We start from the raw sequence: 20,584 nt of genomic DNA on the forward strand, positions 1-20,584 counted from the left end.
AACGCGGACCCGCCCCGGGCGGGGCGCCGTAGCGCTCCGCCCGGGGCGGTCACCTGTCCAGTAGCCGTACTCGGCTCACATTTCGCTCGTGACGCTCACCCCGCTGAAGCCCTGCTGGGCGTAGAGGCTGAAGTAGACGTAGCCGGCCGGCGGGTTGGTGACGGTCAGCGTCTCGGAGTTGTCCGGACCCGTCGAGCGCGCGGTGTTCGCGTCGGTGTACGCCCAGCCGGCCGGGTTGTAGTAGAGGTCGCCGTTGCCGGTGCCGCCACTGGTGGTGATCTTCACCTGCTGGGTGCCAGCCGGCACCAGGAGGTAGAAGTGCGCGTAGTTGCCCGTGGTCGCCGCGACGTTGCTGCGGGCGCAGTCGGCGTCCAGCTGCCGGGTGTCGGCGGCGGTGCACTCGGGCACCTGGGGCCCGGTCGGGGTGGTGGCGCAGGCGCCGGCGGCGCACCTGGTCAGCCAGCTGTCGAAGTCGGCGTCGTAGCGGGTGCCGATGGTGGTCTTCAGGATGGCGCGGGCACCGTCCCAGTCACCGGCCCGGTACTTGGCCAGGACCGCGTCCACGTCGGAGCGGTGCTGCTCCAGCATGTAGCGCACGGCCAGGTAGCCCCAGCGGTACACCCGGTCCTGGTCGCCGTAGCCGGTGTCGAAGAGGTCGCTCAGCTTGTAGGTGTGCCGGCCGGCGGCGGCGATGGCGCCGTCGTTGGTGACCTTGCGGTACGAGTAGGAGACGTACTCGGCGAAGCCCTCCACCCACCAGATGGTCGGGGTGGTCATGCCGGCGTTGAAGTCGCCGTACATGTCGAACCGGCCGTCGAGGTAGTGGGTGTACTCGTGGTTGAGGTTCCAGATCTCGAAGGACGGACGGGCCCACTCGGCCTCGTAGCAGAGGAAGCGCGGCTGGTTGCCGGCCTTGGCCGGCTCGCCCTCCAGGTACATGCCGCCATTGTTGGTGTCGATGCCGTAGATCGCGGCGGCGAGCACCTGGTAGTCGAGCGAGGAGTGGAAGACCACGACCTCGATCGTGCCGTTGTTGTCGTCCTTGACCGGGCCGCCGTCCTTGGCCACCTTGTGGAAGAACGCGTCCTGGCCGTTCAGGCTGGTGCAGGCGGTGCCGAGCTGGGTGGCGTCCAGCGCCTGGGCGATGATCGTGATGCTCGGGCTGCAGGTGTGCTTCACGGTCAGCACGCCGGCCTTGAGCTGGTCGGCCTTGTTGCAGGTGCCGTAGTACGAGCAGTTGGCGGCGTCGTAGTAGTCGACGCCCTCGGCGACCGCGGCCCACTGGTAGACGGTGCGACCCTTCGGCTCCGAGGCGGCGACCAGCCCCTTCGCGAGGGGACGGACCTTGGCCTGGAGGGCCGTGTCCTTCAGGAAGCGGGTGAGTTCCTTGGTCGCGTTGTAGACCAGCACGCCGTAGGTGTCGCCGAGCAGGGCGTTGTTGCGGGTCGCGAAGTCGGACAGCGCGTCCAGCACGCTCGGGTCGGCCTCGACGGCGGCGTCGAAGCCGGGCACCTGGTGGCCGCGGAACAGCACGGTGAAGACCGGGTTGACGGCCCACGCCATGCCGGCCGGGTTCCAGGTGTCGGCCTTGTAGTCGCCCAGCAGCCGCTTGACCACCGGCAGGTAGCGGACGTTCTCCTGGGCGCTGTCGATCAGGGTGACGGCCTCGCCCAGGATGGGCCCGTTGCCCGCGGCGACGTCCCGGGAGTGCGCGCTGTTGAAGAAGGCGTCCAGTCCGGACTGGATCGCGGTCTTGAGGCCGGCACCGTACTCGCCGACGTCCTCCTTGTGGTACCACTGCACGAAGTAGCCGGCGCGCAGGTAGAGCACCAGCTGCTCGACCGAAGTGCTGTTGTCACCGGGGTAGTTGGCCGCCGCGTCGCGCAGCGCGTAGGCCACCGTGCTCATCTGCTCCTCGCGGAACGCGCCGCGGGCGTCGCCGCCGGTGAGCTGGAACAGGCTGTTGACGCACTGGACGTCGGCGTCCTTGATGTGCTGGACCAGGTCGTTGCCGGTCCGGCCGGTGAAGTCGCCGACGGTACAGGGCTTTTCGGCCGCCGCGCCGAGGCGCAGGGCCTTGGCGGTCGATCGGACCTCGGCCGGCCGGGTGTCGACCGGGAGCGGGGCGCGCTGGTCGACCGATGCCAACTGCTGCCCGCTGTCGGCTCGTTCGGGAGTGCCGGTGGCGGGCTGCGGAGCCGGCCCGGTGGGGACGGGCGCGGGCGTGCCGCCGGGGGTGGGGGTGGCGGGAGCGGCCTGGGACTGCGGGGCGAACAGGCCGACCGTCAGGAACAGGGACAGGACGAACGTCAGCAATCGTGCCAGCTGCGGGAGTCGCAGCGGACGTGAAGGACTCACGTGGGGGCCTCCGGGCCGTCGTCGACCGCGGTTTGGGGCGCGGCCGATGGGGGGTGGGCGAGGACCGCTGGTGACGGCGCCGCGTGGGGGCGGTTCCGTCGGACACGGTGGGGGATGTGACATGTACCATGGCACACCTCACATAGCCCTGGGAACCCGGGGCGCTGTGCACGGTTTGCGGGGAATTCAGGCGGGATCCGTGGTGACCGCCCGTCAAAAGACCCGCCCCGGACGGGGCGCCGTAGCGCTCCCGCCCGGGGCGGTCACCTGTCTGCGTTTGCCGGTGTCGGCTCAGAATTCGCTCGTGACGCTCACCCCGCCGAAGCCCTGCTGGGCGTAGAGGCTGAAGAAGACGTAGCCGGCCGGCGGGTTGGTGACGGTCAGCGTCTCGGAGTTGTCGGGACCGGCCGAGCGCGTGACGTAGGCGTTGGTGTACGCCCAGCCGCCCGGGTTGTAGTAGAGGTCGCCGTTGCCGGTGCCGCCCTTGCTGGTGATCTTCACCTGCTTGGTGCCGGCCGGCACGGTCAGGTAGAAGTGCGCGTAGTTGCCCGTGGTCGCCGCGACGTTGCTGCGCACGCAGTTGGCGTCCAGCTTCCGGACGTCACCAGCGGCGCACTCCGGCAGCCGCGGCTCGCCCGGCGTCTCGGTGGCGCAGGCGCCGGCGGCGCACCTGGTCAGCCAGCTGTCGAAGTCGGCGTCGTAGCGGGTGCCGATGGTGGTCTTCAGGATGGCGCGGGCACCGTCCCAGTCACCGGCCCGGTACTTCGCCAGGACCGCGTCCACGTCGGAGCGGTGCTGCTCCAGCATGTAGCGCACGGCCAGGTAACCCCACTGGTAGACCCGCTCCTGGCTGCTCCTGGCGTAGACCGTGTCGAAGAGCTCGCTCAGCTTGTAGGTGTGCTGCGGAGCCACCGCGATGGCACGGTCGTCGACGACCCCCCGGTACGAGTAGGAGACGAACTCCGCGAAGCCCTCCACCCACCAGTCGATCGGCTGGACCTGGCCGGCGTCGTAGTCGCCGTACACGTTGAACCGGCCGTCGAGGTAGTGGGTGTACTCGTGGTTGAGGTTCCAGATCTCGAAGGACGGACGGGCCCACTCGGCCTCGTAGCAGAGGAAGCGCGGCTGGTTGCCGGCCTTGGCCGGCTCGCCCTCCAGGTACATCCCGCCGTTGTTGGTGTTGATGTCGTAGATGACCGCGGCGAGCACCTGGTAGTCGAGCGAGGAGTGGAAGGTCACGACCTCGATCGTGCCGTTGTTGTCGTCCTTGACCGGGCCGCCGTCCTTGGCCACCTTGTGGAAGAACGCGTCCTGGCCGTTCAGGCTGGAACAGGCGGTGGCCAGTTGGGTGGCGTCCAGCGCCTGGGCCAGGATGTTGATGCTCGGGCTGCAGGTGTGCTTCACCGTCAGGTTGGCGGCCTTGAACTTCGCCGCGTCGTCACAGGTGCCGTAGTAGGAACAGTTGGCCTTGTCCCACCAGTTCACCGCGAGCGCCACCGAGCCGCGCTGGTACATGGTGGGGCCGCTCGGCGAGGACTGCCCGGCCAGCGTCCGTGCGTAGGGGCGCAGCCGGGGCAGCAGCTCCGGGTACTGCATGAAGCGGGTCAGCTCGTTGGTCGCCTCGTAGACCGTCCGCCCGTAGGTGCCGCCGTGCAGGCCCTGGTTGCGGGAGATGAAGGTGTAGAGGGCGTCCAGCACGGTCGGGTCGGCCTTGACGGCCGGGAGGAAGTCGGCCTCCCAGTGCCCGGCGAAGAGCTGCGTGAGCACCGGGGTCAGCGCGTACACCATGCCGGTCGGGTTCCAGGTGGCGCTGTCGTAGTCGGTCAGGAGGCGCTTGGCGACCGGCAGGTAGCGGGCGCTGTCCTTGATGCTGTCGATCAGCGTGGCCGCCCGGGCCAGCGGGCCGGCGTTGTCCGCCGTGACGTCCCGCGAGCGGGAGCCGGCGAAGAACGTGTCCAGCGCGGCGCGGGAGGCGGCCTTCAGGCCGTCGCCGTAGGGGCCCACCACCTCGGGGTTGTAGAAGTGCACGAAGTAGCCGGCCTGCAGGTAGAGCATCAGCTGCGAGATCGACGCGCTGTTGTCGCCCTGGTAGGTGCTCGCGGCGTCGCGCACCGCGTTCGCCACGGTGATCATCTGCGACTCGCGGAACGCGTTGGCGGCGTCACCGCCGCCGATCCTGAACAGCGAGTTGACGCACTGGAGGTCGACGGACTTGATCTGCTGGACCAGGGCGGCGCCCGTCCGGCTGGTGAAGTCACCGACGTTGCAGGGCTGCGCGGCGGCCTCCGCACCCAGGCCGAGGGCCTTGGCCTGCGGCTGCCCGGCCGTCGGCAGTCCGGTGAGCGGGGCCGTCGGCGACTGGGGTACCAGGTCCTCCGGGCTGAGGCGCTTCCTTCCGTCCGGCCGCGCCGGAGCGGCGTCGGCACGGCTCTCGCCGATCGCGGGCGGCGGCAGCAGGTAAGCGGGCGCCAGGTCGGCGGGCGCACCGGCGGCGGTGGTCCCGACACCGGCGGGGGTGGCGGGGGCGGCCTGGCTGAGCGGGGCGAACATGCCGCCCGCCAGGGCGAAGGACAGGACGAGCGTCGACAGTCTTGCCAACCGCGGGGCTCGCAGCAAGCGTTGGCCATTCACGTGGGGGTCCTCCGGGCCGTCGTAAGCCGCGGTTTGGGGCGCGGCCTGCGGTGGAGCGAGGTCCGTCGACGACGGCACCGCGTGGGGCGGGTCCGGCGTGGAAACGGTGGGGATGTGACATGTACCATTGCACACATCACACAACATTGTGAAGGCCTTTACCCGAGGTCTACTCATCCGAAATGGCGCGAGGGCATGGCGACCGGTCGTCACCATGCCCTTTCCCCGACGGATCAGGGAATTCCGGATGCTCTCCGGTCGCCCTCCCGTCCGGCTACTTGCGGAGCAGCAGGATCACACCCGCCGTCAGCAGGCCGACCACGACGGCGGCCGCGCCGTACGCCAGACGGTGCGCCCGCAGCACCGGCAGGAAGCGGTCCACGGCGTAGCGGCCGGGGCCGGTCAGGGCGAGTGCCGCGGCGCCCGCGGTCAGCAGCAGCTCGTACTCGCTGCCCTTCGGGGCGAAGAAGCCGCCGCCCCAGGTGACGGCGAGCGCGTTGACCATCACGCCGACGATCGCGGCACCCGCGAGCGGGGTCAACAGGCCGACGGCCAGGGCGAGTCCGCCCAGCGTCTCGGTCAGGCCAGCCACCACGGCCATGGCGTCGCCGGCCGGGTAGCCGCTCATGGTGAAGAACTGACCGGTGCCGTCGATCCCACCGCCGCCGAACCAGCCGAACAGCTTCTGGCTGCCGTGCGCGGCCATGGTCAGGCCGAGGGCGAGGCGCAGGAGCAGGAGGCCGGCGTCATAGGCGTGCGGGGAGGTCGTCGCGGACCCGGCGGTGTCCCGGGCCGGGCTGACGGTGGTGGTGGCGGCGGTCGTGCTCGGGCTGCTGCTCGGCATGCGCGTCTCCATCGATCGGGGTTCGGTCGTCGTCCGGCGCGGCCGGACACGGTCATGGGTCGGGTGGTGCGGCGGGCAGGGGTCGTCACCCACTGCCGTTGTTCAAATTTGAACCGCCTCCTCTTCGACCGTACCTCGAAGTTCGAATTTGAACAACTGACGGGCCGTCGGCGACTCGCGGGGCCCGTCCGGGCCGGGGAGGGTGGAGGCATGGCCCGACACAGGCAACACCGACGGGAGGCGCGGACCGGCACCCCGTTCCCCGAGGCGCTGGACGCCTTCGGCGAGCGCGTCCGGCTGATCACCCCCGACCAGTGGGACTCCCCCACCCCGTGCAGCGACTGGTCCGTCCGCGACCTGGTCAACCACCTCACCGGCGAGCAGCTCTGGGTGCCCGAGCTGCTGATGGGCGCCACCGTCGGCGAGATCGGCGGACGCCTCGACGGCGACGTGCTCGGCGACGACCCGGTCGCCGCCTGGACCGACGCCGCCCGGGCCTCCCGGGAGGCCTGGGCCGTCCCGGGCGCCACCGAGCTGACCGTCCACCTCTCCTTCGGGGACACCTCCGGCCAGTACTACCTGGACCAGCTCACCACCGACCTGGTGATCCACTCCTGGGACCTCGCCGAGGGCATCGGACGGCTCACCCGGCTCCCGGACGCACTCGTCGAGTTCGCGCTCGGCGAGTTCGCCGGGTACGGGGACCTCTCCGGCAGCGGGTTCTTCGACCCACCGGTGCCGGTGACGGAGGACGCCCCGCCGCAGACCCGGCTGCTCGCCCTCACGGGGCGGCGGGACGCGGGGTGAGCGGGCGACGGCAGCACGGAGGGGTGAACGGAGGGTGAGCGGGCGCACCCCGGGTGAACGGGCCCGGCGCCGGATACTGGAAGGCGACGGGGGAAGTCTTCCGTGCGAGAGGCGGGCGTGCCATGAGCCGCAGGCCTGACATCCTCGGCGAGTTCACCGCCGACCACCGGGCGGCCACCGAGCTGCTCGACCGGATCGAGGCCGCACCGGCCGACGACCCCGGACGCGGCGAGCTGGTCGCCCGGCTGACCGACCTGCTGTTCACCCACTGCGCCGCCGAGGAGGAACACCTCTTCCCGGTGGTGCAGCACGACGTGCCCGACGGCGGGGCGCTGGTCTTCCGCAGCATCCACGACCACCTGGCGATCGGGCAGTACCTCGCCGACCTCCAGGGGCTCGATCCCGGCGACCCGGCCCTCGACACCCTGGTGCGGGGCCTCGCCGAAACCCTGAGACGCCACCTGCGCGGCGAGGAGGAACAGCTCTTCCCGGCCGCCCGGAAGGCCCTGCCGGCGGCCGCCCGCACCGCGCTGGGCGACCGGCTGCGGGCGGAACGGGCCGAGCTGGAGGCCCCGGGTTGACCAGCCCGGCCGGCCGGTCAGCCCTCCGGGCGGTCAGTCGTTCCGGCCGGTCAGTCCTTCGGGCCGGCCAGTCCTTCGGGCCGATCAGTCCTTCGGGCCGATCACCGCGAACCGGGCACCCTCGCGGTCCCGCAGTCGCGCCACCCGCCCGTACGGGGAGTCGAAGGCCGGCCCGAGCGCCCCGCCGCCCAGCTCCACGGCCCTGGCCAGCGCCTCGTCGGTGTCCGGGACGGCGAACGAGACCTCCCAGTGCGGCGGTGTCCCCGCCGCACCGCCCGCCTGCTCCTTGGCCAGAGCCGCGACGCTGTGGCCCTCGGCGCGCAGCACCACCCGGTCGTGCTCCCAGCGGACGTCGAAGCGCTCCGGGTCACGGCCGTCCCAGCGGAACACCTCGCCGTAGAACAGTGCCGCCGCGAACGGGTCCGGGGTGCGCAGCTCGATCCAGACCGGCGCGCCGGGCAGGTCCAGCTTCCGGGCCCGGCCCAGCGGGCCCTCCCAGATGCCGAACACCGCGCCCGCCGGGTCCGCCGCGAAGGCCACCCGCCCGGCGTCGAAGGCGAGCGGGCCGACCGCCAGCGTCGCGCCGCGCTCGCGCACCGCGTCGGCGACGGCGTCGGCGCTCTCCGTCCCGAAGTAGCTGGTCCAGGCGAGCGGGACCGCCCCGACGCCGGCGACGCCCAGCCCGGCCACCGCCTCCCCGCCGGTCACCGCGTGCACGTACGGGCCGAAGCGGTCCGGCCCCCGCTCGAACTCCCAGCCGAGCAGGGGCCCGTAGAACTCCTTGGCGTCGTCCAGGTCCCGGGCCATCAGGCTCACCCAGCACGGTACGGCCGCCACACAGCGCACCCTGGCGGCCGTCTCACCGCTGCCCATCGCGAACCTCCTCCACCCACCCGGCTGCCGGGCCCCTCCCGACTCCCACGGCCCACCGGCCGCCCGGGACGCCCACAGCCTAGGCCGCCACCCGCAGCACGCCGGGGAAGCCATGCCCGGGATCGGCGCACCCGGTTCCCGAGGGGCTCGGTGTCGGCGTGGGCGTGGGCGCGGGGCTTGTCGACCCGATCCCGCGAGCGGGAAGAGGCAACCGAGTGGTCAGGGGCGTCCGGCCTCTGGCGAGCCGGCCCGATCCGACATCCGTCCACATGTGACGCAGGTCACATCACGCGGGGAAATTCCGGGGACGGATTCCCCGTTTCCGAGTACGTTGGAAGAAGCGGGGAGAATTTCCCCGGTATCTTGATGAGGAGCAGTCGTCGTGACCACCACCGCCGAGTCGGTCCGTCCCGCCGGGGGCGCGCGTACGCCGAAGTTGCGTGCGGACGCGAGCCGGAACCGGGAGCGGATCGTGCTGGCGGCCCGGGACGCGTTCGTCGAACACGGTGCGGACGTGCCGCTGGACGAGATCGCGAAGCGGGCGGGGGTCGGCAATGCCACGCTGTACCGGAACTTCCCGGACAGGGTGGCGCTGATCCACGAGGTGGCGGTGCTCGTCAAGAACCGCATCCTGGCCCTCGCCGAGACGGCGACGGCGGAGGCGGACGCTCCTGACGGCGACGGCCCGTTCGACGCCCTCCAGCGGTTCGCGCACGCGTCCGTCGGGGAGAAGATCGGCGGTCTGTGCACCTTGTTCAGCAACCATGTCGACCCGTTCGACCCGGAGTTGACCGAGATCCGGGAACGCCTGCAGGCCGCCGTGGGCGGTCTGATGGAGCGCGCCCGGACCGCGGGCGAGCTGCGGTCGGACGTCGACCCCGGTGATCTGTTCATCGCGATGAGCCAGTTGACCCGGCCGCTGCCGAACACGTCCTGCCGACTGCTCGACGAGTTCGTCCACCGGCACCTGCAGATCTTCCTGGACGGCCTGCGCGCGCCGGCCGCTTCGGTCCTGCCCGGCCGGGCCGCGACCTTCGAGGACTTCCAGCCCCAGAACTGACCGACCCACCAGTACCGACCAGCACCGACCGTCCGCCGGCGCCCCGCCGCGCCCCGGGCACGCCCATTCACCGCGCGCCCTTCCGCCGCACCTTGCCCGTGCGGTGAACCCGCCATTCCCGTACGGCACTTGACCGTTGCCGTCCGGCGCTCGACCGTTCACGCACACCACACGCACCGTGAAGTGAGTTCCCCCATGCCTCAAACCGACGCCCGCCCGGCGACGCTGCCCGATCCCCGGCGCTGGAAGGCGCTGATATTCATCGGCCTCGCCCAGCTGATGGTCGTCCTCGACGCGACCATCGTGAACATCGCCCTGCCGTCCGCGCAGCACGACCTGGGCATCTCCGACGGCAACCGCCAGTGGGTGATCACCGCCTACGCCCTGGCCTTCGGCGGCCTGCTGCTGTTCGGCGGCCGGATCGCGGACCTCTGGGGACGCAAGCGGACCTTCATCGTCGGCCTGACCGGCTTCGCCCTCGCCTCCGCGCTCGGCGGCGCCGCGGCCAACACCGCGATGCTGCTCGGCGCCCGCGCGCTCCAGGGCGTGTTCGGCGCGCTGCTCGCGCCGGCCGCGCTCTCGCTGCTCGCGGTGACCTTCACCGAGGCGCGCGAGCGGGCCAAGGCCTTCGGCATCTACGGTGCGATCGCCGGTGGCGGTGGCGCCATCGGTCTGATCCTCGGCGGCCTGCTCACCGAGTACATGAACTGGCGCTGGACCTTCTTCGTCAACATCCCGTTCGCCATCGTGGCCGCCGCCGGCGCCGTGCTGGTGATCCGCGAGCCCGCCGAGGGCCGCAACCGCAACCGGCTGGACGTCCCGGGCGTGCTGCTGGTGACCACCGGCCTGGTCTCGCTGGTCTACGGCTTCACCCGCGCCGAGTCGGACGGCTGGGCGTCCGGCACCACCGTGGGGCTGTTCATCGCGGCCGCCGTGCTGCTGGCCGCCTTCGTGCTGGTGGAGCTCCGGGTCAAGGCCCCGCTGCTGCCGCTGCGCGTGGTGCTCGACCGCAACCGCGGCGGGGTGTACCTGTCGCTGGGCATGGCCGTGATCGGCATGTTCGGCCTGTTCCTCTTCCTGACCTACTACATGCAGATCGTGCTCGGCTACAGCCCGGTGCTGACCGGCGTGGCCTTCCTCCCGATGGTGGCGGGCATGATCACCGGTTCGACCCAGATCGGCGCCCGGCTGATGACCAGGGTCCCGGCCCGCTACCTGATGGCGCCCGGCTTCCTCGTCGCCTCGGCCGGTATGTTCCTGCTGACCCACATCGGCCTGGACACCTCGTACCCGGCGCTGATCCTGCCCGGTCTGGTCCTGATGGGCCTCGGCATGGGCACCGCGTTCATGCCGGCCATGAGCCTCGCCACGCACGGCGTCCAGCCGCGCGACGCGGGCGTGGCCTCGGCGATGGTCAACACCTCGCAGCAGGTCGGCGGCGCCATCGGCACCGCGCTGCTGAACACCATCGCGGCCAGCGCGACCACCGGGTGGCTGGCCGCGCACGCCACCGTGGCGGCCACCTCGCCGGAGGCCGCCAAGGCGCTCCAGTTCCAGGGCATGGTGCACGGCTTCTCGACGGCGATCTGGGTGTCCTTCGGGATCCTGGTGGCGGCCGCCGCGGTCGCCTTCACCTTCATCAACGCCGGCCGGCCGGATGCCGCGGCGGGCTCGGACCAGGGTGCGGCGAAGGAGAACGAGGTCCCGGTGCTGGTGCACTGACGGCCGGGGTTCGCTCGGGTGCGTACGCGGCCCGTCCGGTGTCTTCCACGACACCGGACGGGCCGCTCGCCGTTTCCGGGGCCGCGGGAACCCCCGGGTCTCCCGGGCCGCAGGGCACCCCCCGGTTTTCCCGGACCGCAGGGGCACCCCCGGGTAGAAGTGGGGATCGCTCCCCGATTATGGTGGCCCCCAGTGCGAATCGGGGACTCCTCCCCGTTTCCTTCGGACCGAGGTGCGTGCACATGACCCGGAATCAGAGCCCTGGGCGGGGGCAGCGGGCCGCCGACTGGGCGGACGGCCGGCTGGGGATCTACTCCCTGGCCCGGGCGAACCTGCGGAAGGTCTTCCCGGACCACTGGTCCTTCATGCTGGGCGAGATCTGCCTCTACACCTTCCTGATCATCATCCTGACCGGTGTCTGGCTGACGCTGTTCTTCAAGCCCAGCATGGGCGAGGTGGTCTACGCCGGCTCGTACGTGCCGCTCAAGGGCGTCCCGATGTCGGAGGCCTACGCCTCCACCGTCGACATCAGCTTCGAGGTGCGCGGCGGACTGCTGATCCGGCAGATCCACCACTGGGCGGCGATCGTCTTCGTCGCCGCCATGTTCGTCCACATGATGCGGGTGTTCTTCACCGGCGCGTTCCGCAAGCCACGGGAGATCAACTGGGTCTTCGGCTTCCTGCTGCTCTTCCTCGGCATGCTGGACGGCTTCTTCGGCTACTCCCTGCCGGACGACCTGCTCTCCGGCACCGGCATCCGGTTCATCGAGGGCTCGATCCTCGCCGTGCCGCTGGTCGGCACGTACATCCAGATGTTCCTCTTCGGCGGGGAGTTCCCCGGCCACGACATCGTGCCGCGGTTCTTCACCATCCACGTGCTGCTGATCCCGGGCATCATGCTCGGCCTGCTGGTGGCCCACCTGATCCTGGTCTTCTACCACAAGCACACCCAGTGGGCCGGGCCCGGACGGACCGAGAAGAACGTCGTCGGCATGCCGCTGATGCCGGTCTACATGGCCAAGGCCGGCGGGTTCTTCTTCCTCGTCTTCGGCATCATCGCGCTGGTCTCGGCGATCGCGACCGTCAACCCGATCTGGGCGTACGGCCCGTACCGGCCGGACCAGGTCTCCACCGACGCCCAGCCCGACTGGTACATGGGCTTCGCCGAGGGCCTGATCCGGATCATGCCCGGCTGGGAGATCGGACTGTGGGGCCACACCCTCAACCTCGGGGTGCTCATCCCGTTCGCGCTGTTCCCACTGGTCCTGGGCGCCATCGCGGTCTACCCGTTCGTGGAGGGCTGGGTGACCGACGACAAGCGGGAGCACCACCTGCTCGACCGGCCGCGCAACGCACCCGTCCGCACCGCACTCGGCGCGGCCTGGATCAGCGTGTACCTGGTGGCCCTGACGGCCGGCGGCAACGACCTGATCGCCACCCACCTGCACCTGTCGCTCAACAGCATCACGTACGCCGCCCGCGTCGGCATCTTCGTCGTCCCGGTGGTCGTCTTCGTCGTCACCAAGCGCTGGTGCCTGGGCCTCCAGCGCCGGGACCGCGACAAGGTGCTGCACGGGCGCGAGACCGGTGTCATCAAGCGCCTGCCGCACGGCGAGTTCACCGAGGTGCACGCCCCGCTCCCGCCGCGGGAACTGCACCGGCTCACGGCGCACGAACAGCCCCGCCCCCTCGAACTGCCCGCCCCGCTGGACGAGAATGGAGTGGCCCGCCCGGCGGGGGCGCTCGCCCGCACCCGGACCCGGCTCTCCCGCGGATTCCACGGCGAGGGCAGCCGGATCCCCAAGCCCACCGCCGAGGAGTTCCGCGAGATCACCGAGGGCCACGGGCACTGACCCGCACCCCCCGACGGCACAGGGAGGACAGGTGCACGACCCAACCGACCGGATCGCCGACAGCAGGTACCTCCTGCTCACCACCTTCGGCGAGGACGGCAGCCGGATGGAATCGCAGCTCTGGGTGGTCCAGGACGGCACCGCCCTCGGGGTCTGGACCCCGGCCCACTCCGGCGAGGCCGAACGGATCCGCCGCCACCCCCGGGTGCTGATCGGCCCGTGCGACGCCCACGGGCGCCCCACCGGCCGCCAGGTCCCGGCGCGGGCACGGCTCTGCGACGCCGACGACACCGCCCGCTACCGCACCTCGCTGATCAACAAGTACGGCCTGACGGCGCTGGTCGTGCTGGCCCGCAGCCGGCTGCGCGTCGGGCTGGCCGGGACGGTCGGCATCCGGATCACGCCGAACGAACTGGAGCAACGACTGGTCGGCCCGGAGTGGCAGCCGCCGGGCAGCTACTGCGTCAACTGACGGACCGTTTCGACCGGCGGACCGTCGATCCCCACTGAGTGCCGGGGCCCCGGAAGGGGCGGCCCCGGCACTCGGCGTTTCCGAAGCCGCTCACGCGCTCACGACGGGGGGTGGAGGGTCGGGGGGCGGAGGGTCAGGACAGCGGGTGGGTCGGGACCGGACTGACCTCCTGGATCTCGCCGTGGGCCTTGGTGAGCAGCTGCGAGGCCAGCTCGTTGAGCGCGCGGGCCCCCGCGATCTCCTCGCCGACCCTCAGCTGTTCCGGGTCGGAGGGGTGGCGGCTGCTGTAGCCGTGGGCGCGCATTTCCGTCCCGTCGGCGAGCCGCAGCATCGCGGCGGCGCTGGTCCGCGGCCCCTCTTCGCGAAACTCCATCTCGATGTGCCAACCGACCAGAGTCTGCATGGCGGATCACCTCCATCGGTTACCCCTCCAGAGTGCGCCGCGCCCACCGTGAACACCAGGCCAGCCCGGCCGGGGCGGCAGCGGGGCGGCACTTGGGGCGGCACCGGAGCGGCACCGGAGCGACATCGGAGCGACATCGGGGCGACACCGGGGAGCGAGTTGAACGCGTTCAACTGTGCCGCGTAGAGTCGGCGAAGAAAGCATTTGAACGCGTTCAATGGGGTGTGTCCACGATGGGAAAAGGCACCACGGAGCTGGTCGACCTGCTGATCCTGCTCGGCATGGGCGCCGTCGTCCCGCTCGGCCTCGCCCTGGTCGCCGAGCCCGGGCTCGCCCGGATCCGCCGGCTCTGGCCGCTCGCCGCCGTACCCGGTGCGCTCTCGCTCTGGCTGCCGCGCGGCGGCCTGGCCACCGGCTGCGCCGTGCTCTACGCCCTCGGCACCCTGGCCGTCGCCCTGCACGCGCCGCTGCGGCTGGCCCGCACCCGCTCGCTCGCGCCCGCCGAGATCGCGGTGCTCACCGCGCTCGCCGCGCCCTCGGTGGCCGGGGTCGCCCTCGTCGCCGAACGCTCCGGCTACCCGCTGTTCGGCTTCGAGCCGCACATCCTCGCCCTCACCGTCCCGCACTTCCACTACGCCGGGTTCACCGCCGCCCTGGTCGCCGGACTGGTCTGCCGCGCCGCCCGCCCGGACTCGACCGCGGCCCGCTGCGCGGCGCTCAGCGTCCCGGCGGGCACCCTGCTGGTGCTGGCCGGGTACTTCCTCGGCGACTGGTGGCAGTTCGCCGGAGCCGCCGTACTGACCACCGGAATGTGGCTGGTCGGCCTGGTCACCTGGCGCGAACTGCGGCCCCGCGGCGGCGATCCCGTCACCGCGCGCCTGCTCGCCGTCTCCTCGGCCGTCCTCGCGCTCACCATGCTGCTCGCCCTGTGGTGGGCGTTCGGCCGGGCCGCCGGACTCCCCCACCCCACCCTGACCTGGATGGCCGCCACCCACGGCGTCGGCAACGCGCTCGGCTTCGCGCTCTGCGCCCTGCTCGCCTGGCGCCGGATCGCCGCGGACCGGACCGCCGTGGACCGGACCGCCGTGGACCGAACCGCCGTGAGCCGGACCGCCGTTGCCCTGATCGATCCCTCGGAGACCGCTCGATGAACGACTACAGCTACCCCGAGCTGGGCGCCAGCCGCACCGGCGAGCTGCCCGCCGGCTACAACCACCTGCGGCACAGCGCACTCATCGGCCACGGCCGCCCGGCGCTGGAGGCCGCCGGTGCCGCCCTGCTCGACTGGCGGATGCACCGGCTCGCGGGTGTCCGGATCGACGCGGCGTCCGACCGGGCCGCCCCCGGCGTCGCCGTGCGGTGCGCCATCGGCCTCGGCCCGCTCCGGGCCGGCGCCCCCAACCGGGTGCTGGCCACGGTCGACGGCCCCGACCGGTACGGCTTCACCTACGGCACCAGGACCGGCCACCTGGCCCGCGGCGAGGAGACCTTCCTGGTCGAGCTGACCCCGGACGGCCGGGTCCGCTTCTCCGTCACCGCCTTCAGCCGACCGGTCGCCCGGTACGCCCGCCTCGCCGGCCCACTGCTCCCCCTCGCCCAGCGAGCCTTCGCCCGCCACTGCGGACGCGTGCTGGCCCGGATCGCGGCACAGGCCGGTTGAACGGCGGGCGGCCGGCACGCCACCACCGCCGTCCACCGGCCCGGACCGTGTCGCCGGTCTGCCGAGCGGCGGGCGTGGGGCGTGGGGCGTGGGGCGTAAAGCGCTGGTCGGGGTGGTGGGTCGTTCGGAATGATCGGCGGATGATGTCGATGCGACCGATCCTGGAGATCTCCGCCCCCGACGGCTTCGCGCTCTGGCCGACGGGCAGCCACGGGCCGTACGGGAGCCTCGCGCTGAGCGGGCGGCTGACGGCGGCCGAGGTCGGGACGGCGGTGTGGTTGCTGGCCGATCGCAACGACGTCGAGCCCGACCCCGGGCAGGCCGAGGAGCGCGGTCCCCGGCCGGCGGACCCGGTGGGGGCCTTCCTGCACGGGCTGCTCGGCGAGTCGCACCCCTACGCGCCCGGCGGGCTGGTGGTGACCGACTCGGTCACCGGCGCCACCTTCGAGCCGGGCTGCTGCAACGGCCTGGAGGACTGGCGCGAGTGGCTGAACGTCACGGACGGCTCCGGCACCGCCTGGTTCGGACACGATCCCGACGCCCGGGCCGAGTGCGTCGGCCGGGTCGTCCGGCTGACCCAGAACGCCGCGGACGGCGAGGACGGCGAGGACGGGAAGGCCCCGGTGATCGAGCTGCCGGTGGACGAGCTGCGCCGGCTGCTCGCCGGTGCCGAGCGGGACCTGCGGGACTTCCTCGCCCTGGCCGCGAGCTGGACCCGGCGGCAGCTGCCCGACCACGCCACCGCCGTCACCGCCGCGCTCACCCGGGCGCTGGACCTGGAGCCGGACCTGGAGCCGGACCAGGAGTCCCCGGCATGACCAGCTTCCACACCCACCGGGCCCGGGTGCACGACGCCTCGCTCCCGCCGCACCGGCGGCACGCCGCGCTGCGCACCTGCCTGACCCGCTTCGCGCCGTACGGCCTGCGGGCGACGTACCACCACCTCACCGTCAGCGCCCGGATGCCGCGCCTCCTGGAGGCCGACCCGGAGGCGCTGGTCCGCGCGGTGGACGAGCTGCACGAGGCGCGCGAGCTGTGGCGGGCCCGGGCCGAGGAGTACGCGGCGCGGCGGCGGGCGCAGAAGCGGGCCGGGCGGCGGCTGCCGCCGGAGACGGCGTGGTGGAACCGGCTCTGGTGGGGTTCGCCGAACGCGGCCTGGGAGCACGACCCGTTCCTGCACCCGCCGTTGCGGCTGCCCGACTACGTCCGGCGGCAGAACGCGCTGCTGGACGGCGTCGAGCTGCCCGGGTGCCCGGCGTGCGGGGAGCAGGGCCCGCCGGTCCCGCTGCCGACCGGGCACGTGGACGGCCGGGCCGAGCTGTGCCGCACCTGCGCACGGGTGCTGACGCCGTGCGGCTGCGGGCGGTGGCACCGCTTCGAGCCGGTCCTGCGGATCGGCTGGAGCCGGATCTGGCGACGGGAGCACATGACCGGCACGGGCGAGCCGAGCCCGCTGCGGCCGCGCCTGCGGGGGACGGCCCGGGTGGAGCGGTTGGAGTCGTACACCGTCCTGTGGGGGTCAGGAGTGGTGCGCCGGGACCGTGACCAGTAGCGCGCCGCTGTCCTGGACCAGGACCTCGAAGTGGTCGATGTCCCCGGGCTGGAGGGCCGCACCGCCGGTGGTGCGCACAGTGCCGCTCCCGTCCCCACCCCCGCCCCCGCCCCCGTAGCCGCTCGCGGGGACGGACCAGCTGGTGACGGTCTGCTGTTCGCCGGTGTGCGAGACGGCGACCAGTCGGCAGGTCAACGGGCCCTGGACGCCGGAGAGTCGCAGGCTGACCTGGGTGCCCCAGGCGGTGCCGTTCAGGCCGACGGTGGCGTGGGCGCCGGTGCTCGGGTCGGTGGCGCTGAACTGCTCGGCCACCGCGACCACGGCGGGCGTCTGCTCGGCGGTGAGCACGGCGGCGGTGACGGCGGGGCCGGCCGCCACCATCGCGGTCGCGGCCAGGGCCAGCACCAGCCGCCGGATCCGGCCCCGCCGCCGGGTGGTGCCGACCTCGGCGACCAGCCGGTCCAGCAGCCGCGGGTCCGGCTGCGGGACGGGGCCCGCCGGGTCCGTTCCGGCGGCCCGCGCGGTGGCCGCGTACTCGGCCAACAACGGCTCCACGGTGGCGAGTTCGGCCACCTGCTCGGCACACTGCGGACAGTCGGCGAGGTGCCGTTCGAAGGCGGCGCGCTCGGCGGGCTCCAGCAGGCCGAGAACGTACGCGCCGGCGTCCACGTGCTCCGGGCCGCCGGCGGCGTCGCGAGGCACTCCGGAGGCGTCGTCCGGCGGGCCGGGCGTCCGGTCGCGGTCAGGGTCAGGGTCGGGGTGTCCGGTCACGATGTCACTCCCCGTTCCTCCAGCGCGAGCCTGAGCGAGCGCAGCGCGTAGAACACCCGCGAGCGCACCGTCCCGGCCGGGATGCCGAGTTCGGCGGCCGCCTCGACGGCCGTGCGGCCCTTCAGGTAGGTCTCGACGATGATCTCGCGGTGCGCGGGCGAGAGGTCTCCGAGCGCGTCCGCGACGGTCATCATCCGCAGGGCCCGATCGATCTCGTCCTCGGCGGGCAGCTGCTCCAGCACCGCGGCGTCCACTTCGCGAGGCCGGGCCAGGGCGCTGCGGTGGCCGTCGATCACGATCCGCCGGGCGACCGTGACCAGCCAGGGCCGCAGCGAGCCGGCCTCCGGGTCGAGCCGGTGGATGTTGCGCCAGGCGCGGACCAGCGTCTCCTGCACGACGTCCTCGGCCCGCTGCCGGTCCCCGGCGACCAGGTGGAGCACGAACCCGAACAGCGGACCGGCGTGCTCCCGGTAGAGGGCGCGCATCAGGTCCTCGTCCGGCGTCGCCCCCGTGCCCTGGCCGTCGGGGCGGCCGACGGGGTGCTCCTCGGTCACCACTTCATCGTTGCGCACCCTGGTCTCCTGGTCGAGGGCGGTCGGGACCGGTCAGTAACCCGGGGTGCTGGGCATCGGGTTGCTGGGCGCCGGGGTGCTGGGCGCCGGGGTGCTCGGAGCCGGGGTGCCGGGCATCGGCATGGAACCGCCCGTGGCGCCCGCCTTGCCGCCGCTCGGGGTCAGCGCGAACCAGGTGCCGCCGACGCCCTGGCCCTTGGTGTCGCCGGGCTTGGTGTCCGGCGAGTAGCGGTAGGCCGGCCAGCCGTTCAGGGTGACCTGCTTGGTGCCGTCGGCGCGGGTGACGGTGCCGACCAGCTTGCTGTCGATGCCCTTGACCGTGACGTCGCCGTTGGCGTGTTCGGGCGGCCAGATGACGGCGCAGCTGCCGTTGCAGGAGGACTCCGGCGGACTGTTGCGGTCCTGGTCGAAGCGGTAGAGCGTGAAGCCGGCGCTGTCGGTGACGATCGTGCCCAGCTTCGGGTCCTGGGCGGTCTGCATGGTCACGCTCGCCGGGGCGCTCGGGCTGCTCGACGGGTGCGACGAGCCGCCGGACGCACCGCAGCCGGCGATCAGGGCCGCCGCCGCGATGCCGGAAGCGGTCAGCGCCACGGTCCTGCGGCGGGTACGGAGTGTGCTGGGCATGGGGTGCCTCCCGCGAGGGGGACGGGTTCGGGACGGACCGGACACCCTTCCGTACGGGCGGTGGCCGCCGAGTGCTCAACCCGGGTGCCGAAGGCTCCGGAATACCCCGTCGACCGGGACCGTTGTGGCGGGCAACGGTCTGAACCGCCACCTTCGGAAGGGAAGGAATCGCGAGATGAGCAGCACGGTCGAGCTGACCAAGGAGAACTTCGACGAGATCGTCCCGGGCCCGGAGGGCAAGGACTTCGTCTTCATCGACTTCTGGGCCGGATGGTGCGGGCCTTGCCGCCAGTTCGCCCCGGTGTTCGAGAAGGCGGCCGAGCGCCACCCGGACCTGGTCTTCGCCAAGGTGGACACCGAGGCGCAGCAGGAGCTGGCTGCCGCGTTCGAGGTCCAGTCGATCCCGACGCTGGCGATCATCCGCGAGGGCGTGCTCGTCTTCTCGCAGCCCGGCGCCCTGCCGGAGGCGGTGTTCGAGGACCTGATCAACCAGGCCCGCAGCCTGGACATGGCCGATGTGAAGCGCAAGGTCGCCGCGGAGCAGGCGGCCGGCGGCCAGGCCTGATCCGGACGCGGCCGGGCCCGGTCCGGACGCCCGAGGGCCCGGGGAGCACCGTCTCCCCGGGCCCTCGGCGTACCCCGCCGAGCCGGGCCCTCGGCGTACCCCGCCGACCCGGGCCCGCGCCGCACTCCGGCCGTGGCCCGTCAGGTGGGTTCGGCGCCCCAGGCGGCGAGCCGGCCCGCGAGCGCCCGCACCTCGGCGCGCAGTGCGGCGGGCTCCCGGACGGTGAACGGCCGGCCCAGACCGGCCAGCAGCACCGCGACGCCGTCGAGGTTCTGCGCCCGGGCCCGCAGCAGCACCCGGTCCTCGGCGAGTTCGGTGAGCGTGCCGACGGCGGGCGGCAGCCTGCGGCGGGCCTCGGCGAGGCCGAGCTCCAGCTCCACCTCCACCCGGTGCCGCCAGGGCGCGGCGGCCAGTGACTCCACCACCCGCTGGACCGGGTCGAAGTCCTCGGGCGGCTCGAAGCCGGCCTCGCCCTGCTCCACCCGGGTGATCCGGTCCAGCCGGAAGGTGCGCGGCTCGCCGCTGCGGTGGTCGAGCCCGGTGGTGTACCAGCGCCCGGAGTGGAAGACCAGCCCGTACGGGTCGAACTCGCGCTCGCTGGGCCGGTCCTCGCGGTCCCGGTAGGCGAGCCGCACCCGGCGCCGGCGGCGGGCCGCCTCGGCCAGGGTGAACAGCGCGGAGGCGGCCGGGCCCGGGCCGGTGGCCGGGACGGCGGTGAGGCCCAGGGTCTGTTCGACGGCGCGGACGCGGTCGCGCAGCGGCGGGGGCAGCACTCGCTGGATCTTGGCGAGGGCGGTCCCGGTGGCCTCCTCCCCCACCGCCAGGCCGGAGCTGCGGCCGGCCAGCAGGCCGAGCACGACGGAGGCGGCCTCCTCCGGGTTGAGCATCAGCGGGGGCAGTCGGTAGCCGGGCCGCAGGCGGTAGCCGCCGTAGCGGCCGCGGTCGGCCTGGACGGGGATGCCGAGTTCGGCCAGCCGGGAGGCGTAGCGGCGGACGGTGCGCTCGTCCACGTCGAGCCGGGCGGCCAGTTCGGCGCCGGTCAGGCCGGGGCGGTCCTGGAGCAGCTCCAGCAGGGCGAGGATCCGGCTGACCGGGTGCTCCACCGTGTGCTCCTCCTGTCTCCTCGCCGCCGCCGTGTGGCGTCCGTGCGGTCTCCGTGTCGCCGCCGTCGCCGCCGTGTCGTCCTTCGGGAGGCCGTACCGGAGGCTGTTCCGGGCGCCCTTCCGGGCGCCCTTC

20 protein-coding genes are annotated in these 20,584 nt (G+C 72.8%); 11 read left to right on the forward strand and 9 right to left on the reverse strand.

The window, feature by feature from the left end:
• Positions 1–75: 75 nt before the first annotated feature.
• The 3 genes from ABZ449_RS18280 to ABZ449_RS18290 all read right to left on the reverse strand — a co-directional run bounded on the left by ABZ449_RS18280 (position 76) and on the right by ABZ449_RS18290 (position 5,833).
• A complete protein-coding gene (locus ABZ449_RS18280; RefSeq protein ID WP_360346752.1) occupies positions 76–2,358 on the reverse strand; it encodes a collagenase in 2,283 nt (760 codons plus the stop codon).
• A 291-nt stretch (positions 2,359–2,649) separates the two neighbouring features.
• A complete protein-coding gene (locus tag ABZ449_RS18285; RefSeq protein WP_360346754.1) occupies positions 2,650–4,989 on the reverse strand; it encodes a collagenase in 2,340 nt (779 codons plus the stop codon).
• Between the two features lie 274 nt (positions 4,990–5,263).
• Positions 5,264–5,833 (reverse strand): DoxX family protein, encoded by a 570-nt coding sequence (locus ABZ449_RS18290; protein ID WP_360346756.1) that lies wholly within the window; start codon positions 5,831–5,833, stop codon positions 5,264–5,266.
• 210 nt (positions 5,834–6,043) lie between these two features.
• Between ABZ449_RS18290 and ABZ449_RS18295 the strand changes: the two genes are divergently transcribed.
• Positions 6,044–6,640: a TIGR03086 family metal-binding protein gene (locus ABZ449_RS18295; protein WP_360346758.1), complete on the forward strand. Its 597-nt coding sequence runs from the start codon at positions 6,044–6,046 to the stop codon at positions 6,638–6,640.
• 122 nt (positions 6,641–6,762) lie between these two features.
• On the forward strand, positions 6,763–7,221 hold the full coding sequence (locus tag ABZ449_RS18300; protein WP_360346760.1) for a hemerythrin domain-containing protein: 459 nt from the start codon (positions 6,763–6,765) through the stop codon (positions 7,219–7,221).
• 84 nt (positions 7,222–7,305) lie between these two features.
• Here the strand turns inward: ABZ449_RS18300 and ABZ449_RS18305 are convergent, their stop codons facing one another.
• Entirely contained in the window at positions 7,306–8,094 is a 789-nt protein-coding gene (locus ABZ449_RS18305; RefSeq protein ID WP_360346762.1) for a VOC family protein, read from the reverse strand.
• Positions 8,095–8,476: 382 nt separating this feature from the next.
• Here ABZ449_RS18305 and ABZ449_RS18310 point away from each other — a divergent pair, with 382 nt between their 5' ends.
• The 4 genes from ABZ449_RS18310 to ABZ449_RS18325 all read left to right on the forward strand — a co-directional run bounded on the left by ABZ449_RS18310 (position 8,477) and on the right by ABZ449_RS18325 (position 13,201).
• Positions 8,477–9,154 carry a TetR/AcrR family transcriptional regulator gene (locus ABZ449_RS18310; protein ID WP_360346764.1) on the forward strand — a complete coding sequence of 226 codons (678 nt, stop codon included), beginning with the start codon at positions 8,477–8,479 and terminating at the stop codon, positions 9,152–9,154.
• A 195-nt stretch (positions 9,155–9,349) separates the two neighbouring features.
• The gene (locus ABZ449_RS18315; protein WP_360346766.1) at positions 9,350–10,876 is read left to right on the forward strand and encodes an MFS transporter; all 1,527 of its coding nucleotides are present in this window, start codon (positions 9,350–9,352) and stop codon (positions 10,874–10,876) included.
• Positions 10,877–11,118: 242 nt separating this feature from the next.
• Positions 11,119–12,729 carry a cytochrome bc complex cytochrome b subunit gene (locus tag ABZ449_RS18320; protein WP_360346768.1) on the forward strand — a complete coding sequence of 537 codons (1,611 nt, stop codon included), beginning with the start codon at positions 11,119–11,121 and terminating at the stop codon, positions 12,727–12,729.
• A gap of 31 nt (positions 12,730–12,760) precedes the next feature.
• Positions 12,761–13,201: a PPOX class F420-dependent oxidoreductase gene (locus ABZ449_RS18325; protein ID WP_360346770.1), complete on the forward strand. Its 441-nt coding sequence runs from the start codon at positions 12,761–12,763 to the stop codon at positions 13,199–13,201.
• Positions 13,202–13,334: 133 nt separating this feature from the next.
• Here the strand turns inward: ABZ449_RS18325 and ABZ449_RS18330 are convergent, their stop codons facing one another.
• Positions 13,335–13,604, reverse strand: a complete 270-nt coding sequence (locus ABZ449_RS18330) for a DUF1876 domain-containing protein (protein ID WP_360346772.1) — start codon at positions 13,602–13,604, stop codon at positions 13,335–13,337.
• Between the two features lie 233 nt (positions 13,605–13,837).
• Here ABZ449_RS18330 and ABZ449_RS18335 point away from each other — a divergent pair, with 233 nt between their 5' ends.
• The 4 genes from ABZ449_RS18335 (at position 13,838) to ABZ449_RS18350 (ending at position 16,816) form a co-directional block, all read left to right on the forward strand.
• A complete protein-coding gene (locus ABZ449_RS18335) occupies positions 13,838–14,755 on the forward strand; it encodes a YndJ family protein (protein ID WP_360346774.1) in 918 nt (305 codons plus the stop codon).
• Complete coding sequence (locus ABZ449_RS18340; RefSeq protein ID WP_360346776.1) at positions 14,752–15,264, forward strand: DUF1990 domain-containing protein; 513 nt, start codon at positions 14,752–14,754, stop codon at positions 15,262–15,264. The genes ABZ449_RS18335 and ABZ449_RS18340 overlap by 4 nt, the downstream gene beginning before the upstream one ends.
• Before the next feature lie 140 nt (positions 15,265–15,404).
• Positions 15,405–16,082, forward strand: coding sequence for a hypothetical protein (locus ABZ449_RS18345; protein WP_360346778.1), 678 nt, complete (start codon positions 15,405–15,407; stop codon positions 16,080–16,082).
• Positions 16,079–16,816 (forward strand): hypothetical protein, encoded by a 738-nt coding sequence (locus ABZ449_RS18350; RefSeq protein ID WP_360346780.1) that lies wholly within the window; start codon positions 16,079–16,081, stop codon positions 16,814–16,816. Before ABZ449_RS18345 ends, ABZ449_RS18350 begins: the two co-directional genes overlap by 4 nt.
• Here the strand turns inward: ABZ449_RS18350 and ABZ449_RS18355 are convergent.
• Genes ABZ449_RS18355 through ABZ449_RS18365 form a run of 3 tightly spaced genes read right to left on the reverse strand, consistent with a single transcriptional unit; the run spans position 16,784 to position 18,783 of the window.
• Complete coding sequence (locus ABZ449_RS18355; protein ID WP_360346782.1) at positions 16,784–17,587, reverse strand: zf-HC2 domain-containing protein; 804 nt, start codon at positions 17,585–17,587, stop codon at positions 16,784–16,786. The two genes, ABZ449_RS18350 and ABZ449_RS18355, sit on opposite strands and share 33 nt — an antisense overlap.
• Positions 17,584–18,144, reverse strand: a complete 561-nt coding sequence (locus ABZ449_RS18360; protein WP_360346911.1) for a sigma-70 family RNA polymerase sigma factor — start codon at positions 18,142–18,144, stop codon at positions 17,584–17,586. Before ABZ449_RS18360 ends, ABZ449_RS18355 begins: the two co-directional genes overlap by 4 nt.
• 48 nt (positions 18,145–18,192) lie before the next feature.
• A complete protein-coding gene (locus ABZ449_RS18365; RefSeq protein ID WP_360346784.1) occupies positions 18,193–18,783 on the reverse strand; it encodes a hypothetical protein in 591 nt (196 codons plus the stop codon).
• Positions 18,784–18,958: 175 nt separating this feature from the next.
• Here ABZ449_RS18365 and trxA point away from each other — a divergent pair, with 175 nt between their 5' ends.
• Positions 18,959–19,348, forward strand: coding sequence for a thioredoxin (gene trxA / locus ABZ449_RS18370; RefSeq protein WP_360346786.1), 390 nt, complete (start codon positions 18,959–18,961; stop codon positions 19,346–19,348).
• Between the two features lie 140 nt (positions 19,349–19,488).
• On the opposite strand, the gene ABZ449_RS18375 is transcribed toward trxA, so the two are convergent.
• The gene (locus ABZ449_RS18375; protein WP_360346788.1) at positions 19,489–20,451 is read right to left on the reverse strand and encodes a YafY family protein; all 963 of its coding nucleotides are present in this window, start codon (positions 20,449–20,451) and stop codon (positions 19,489–19,491) included.
• Positions 20,452–20,584: the final 133 nt, after the last annotated feature.

This window comes from Kitasatospora sp. NPDC005856, from assembly GCF_040629945.1.
Taxonomy (GTDB): Bacteria; Actinomycetota; Actinomycetes; order Streptomycetales; family Streptomycetaceae; genus Kitasatospora.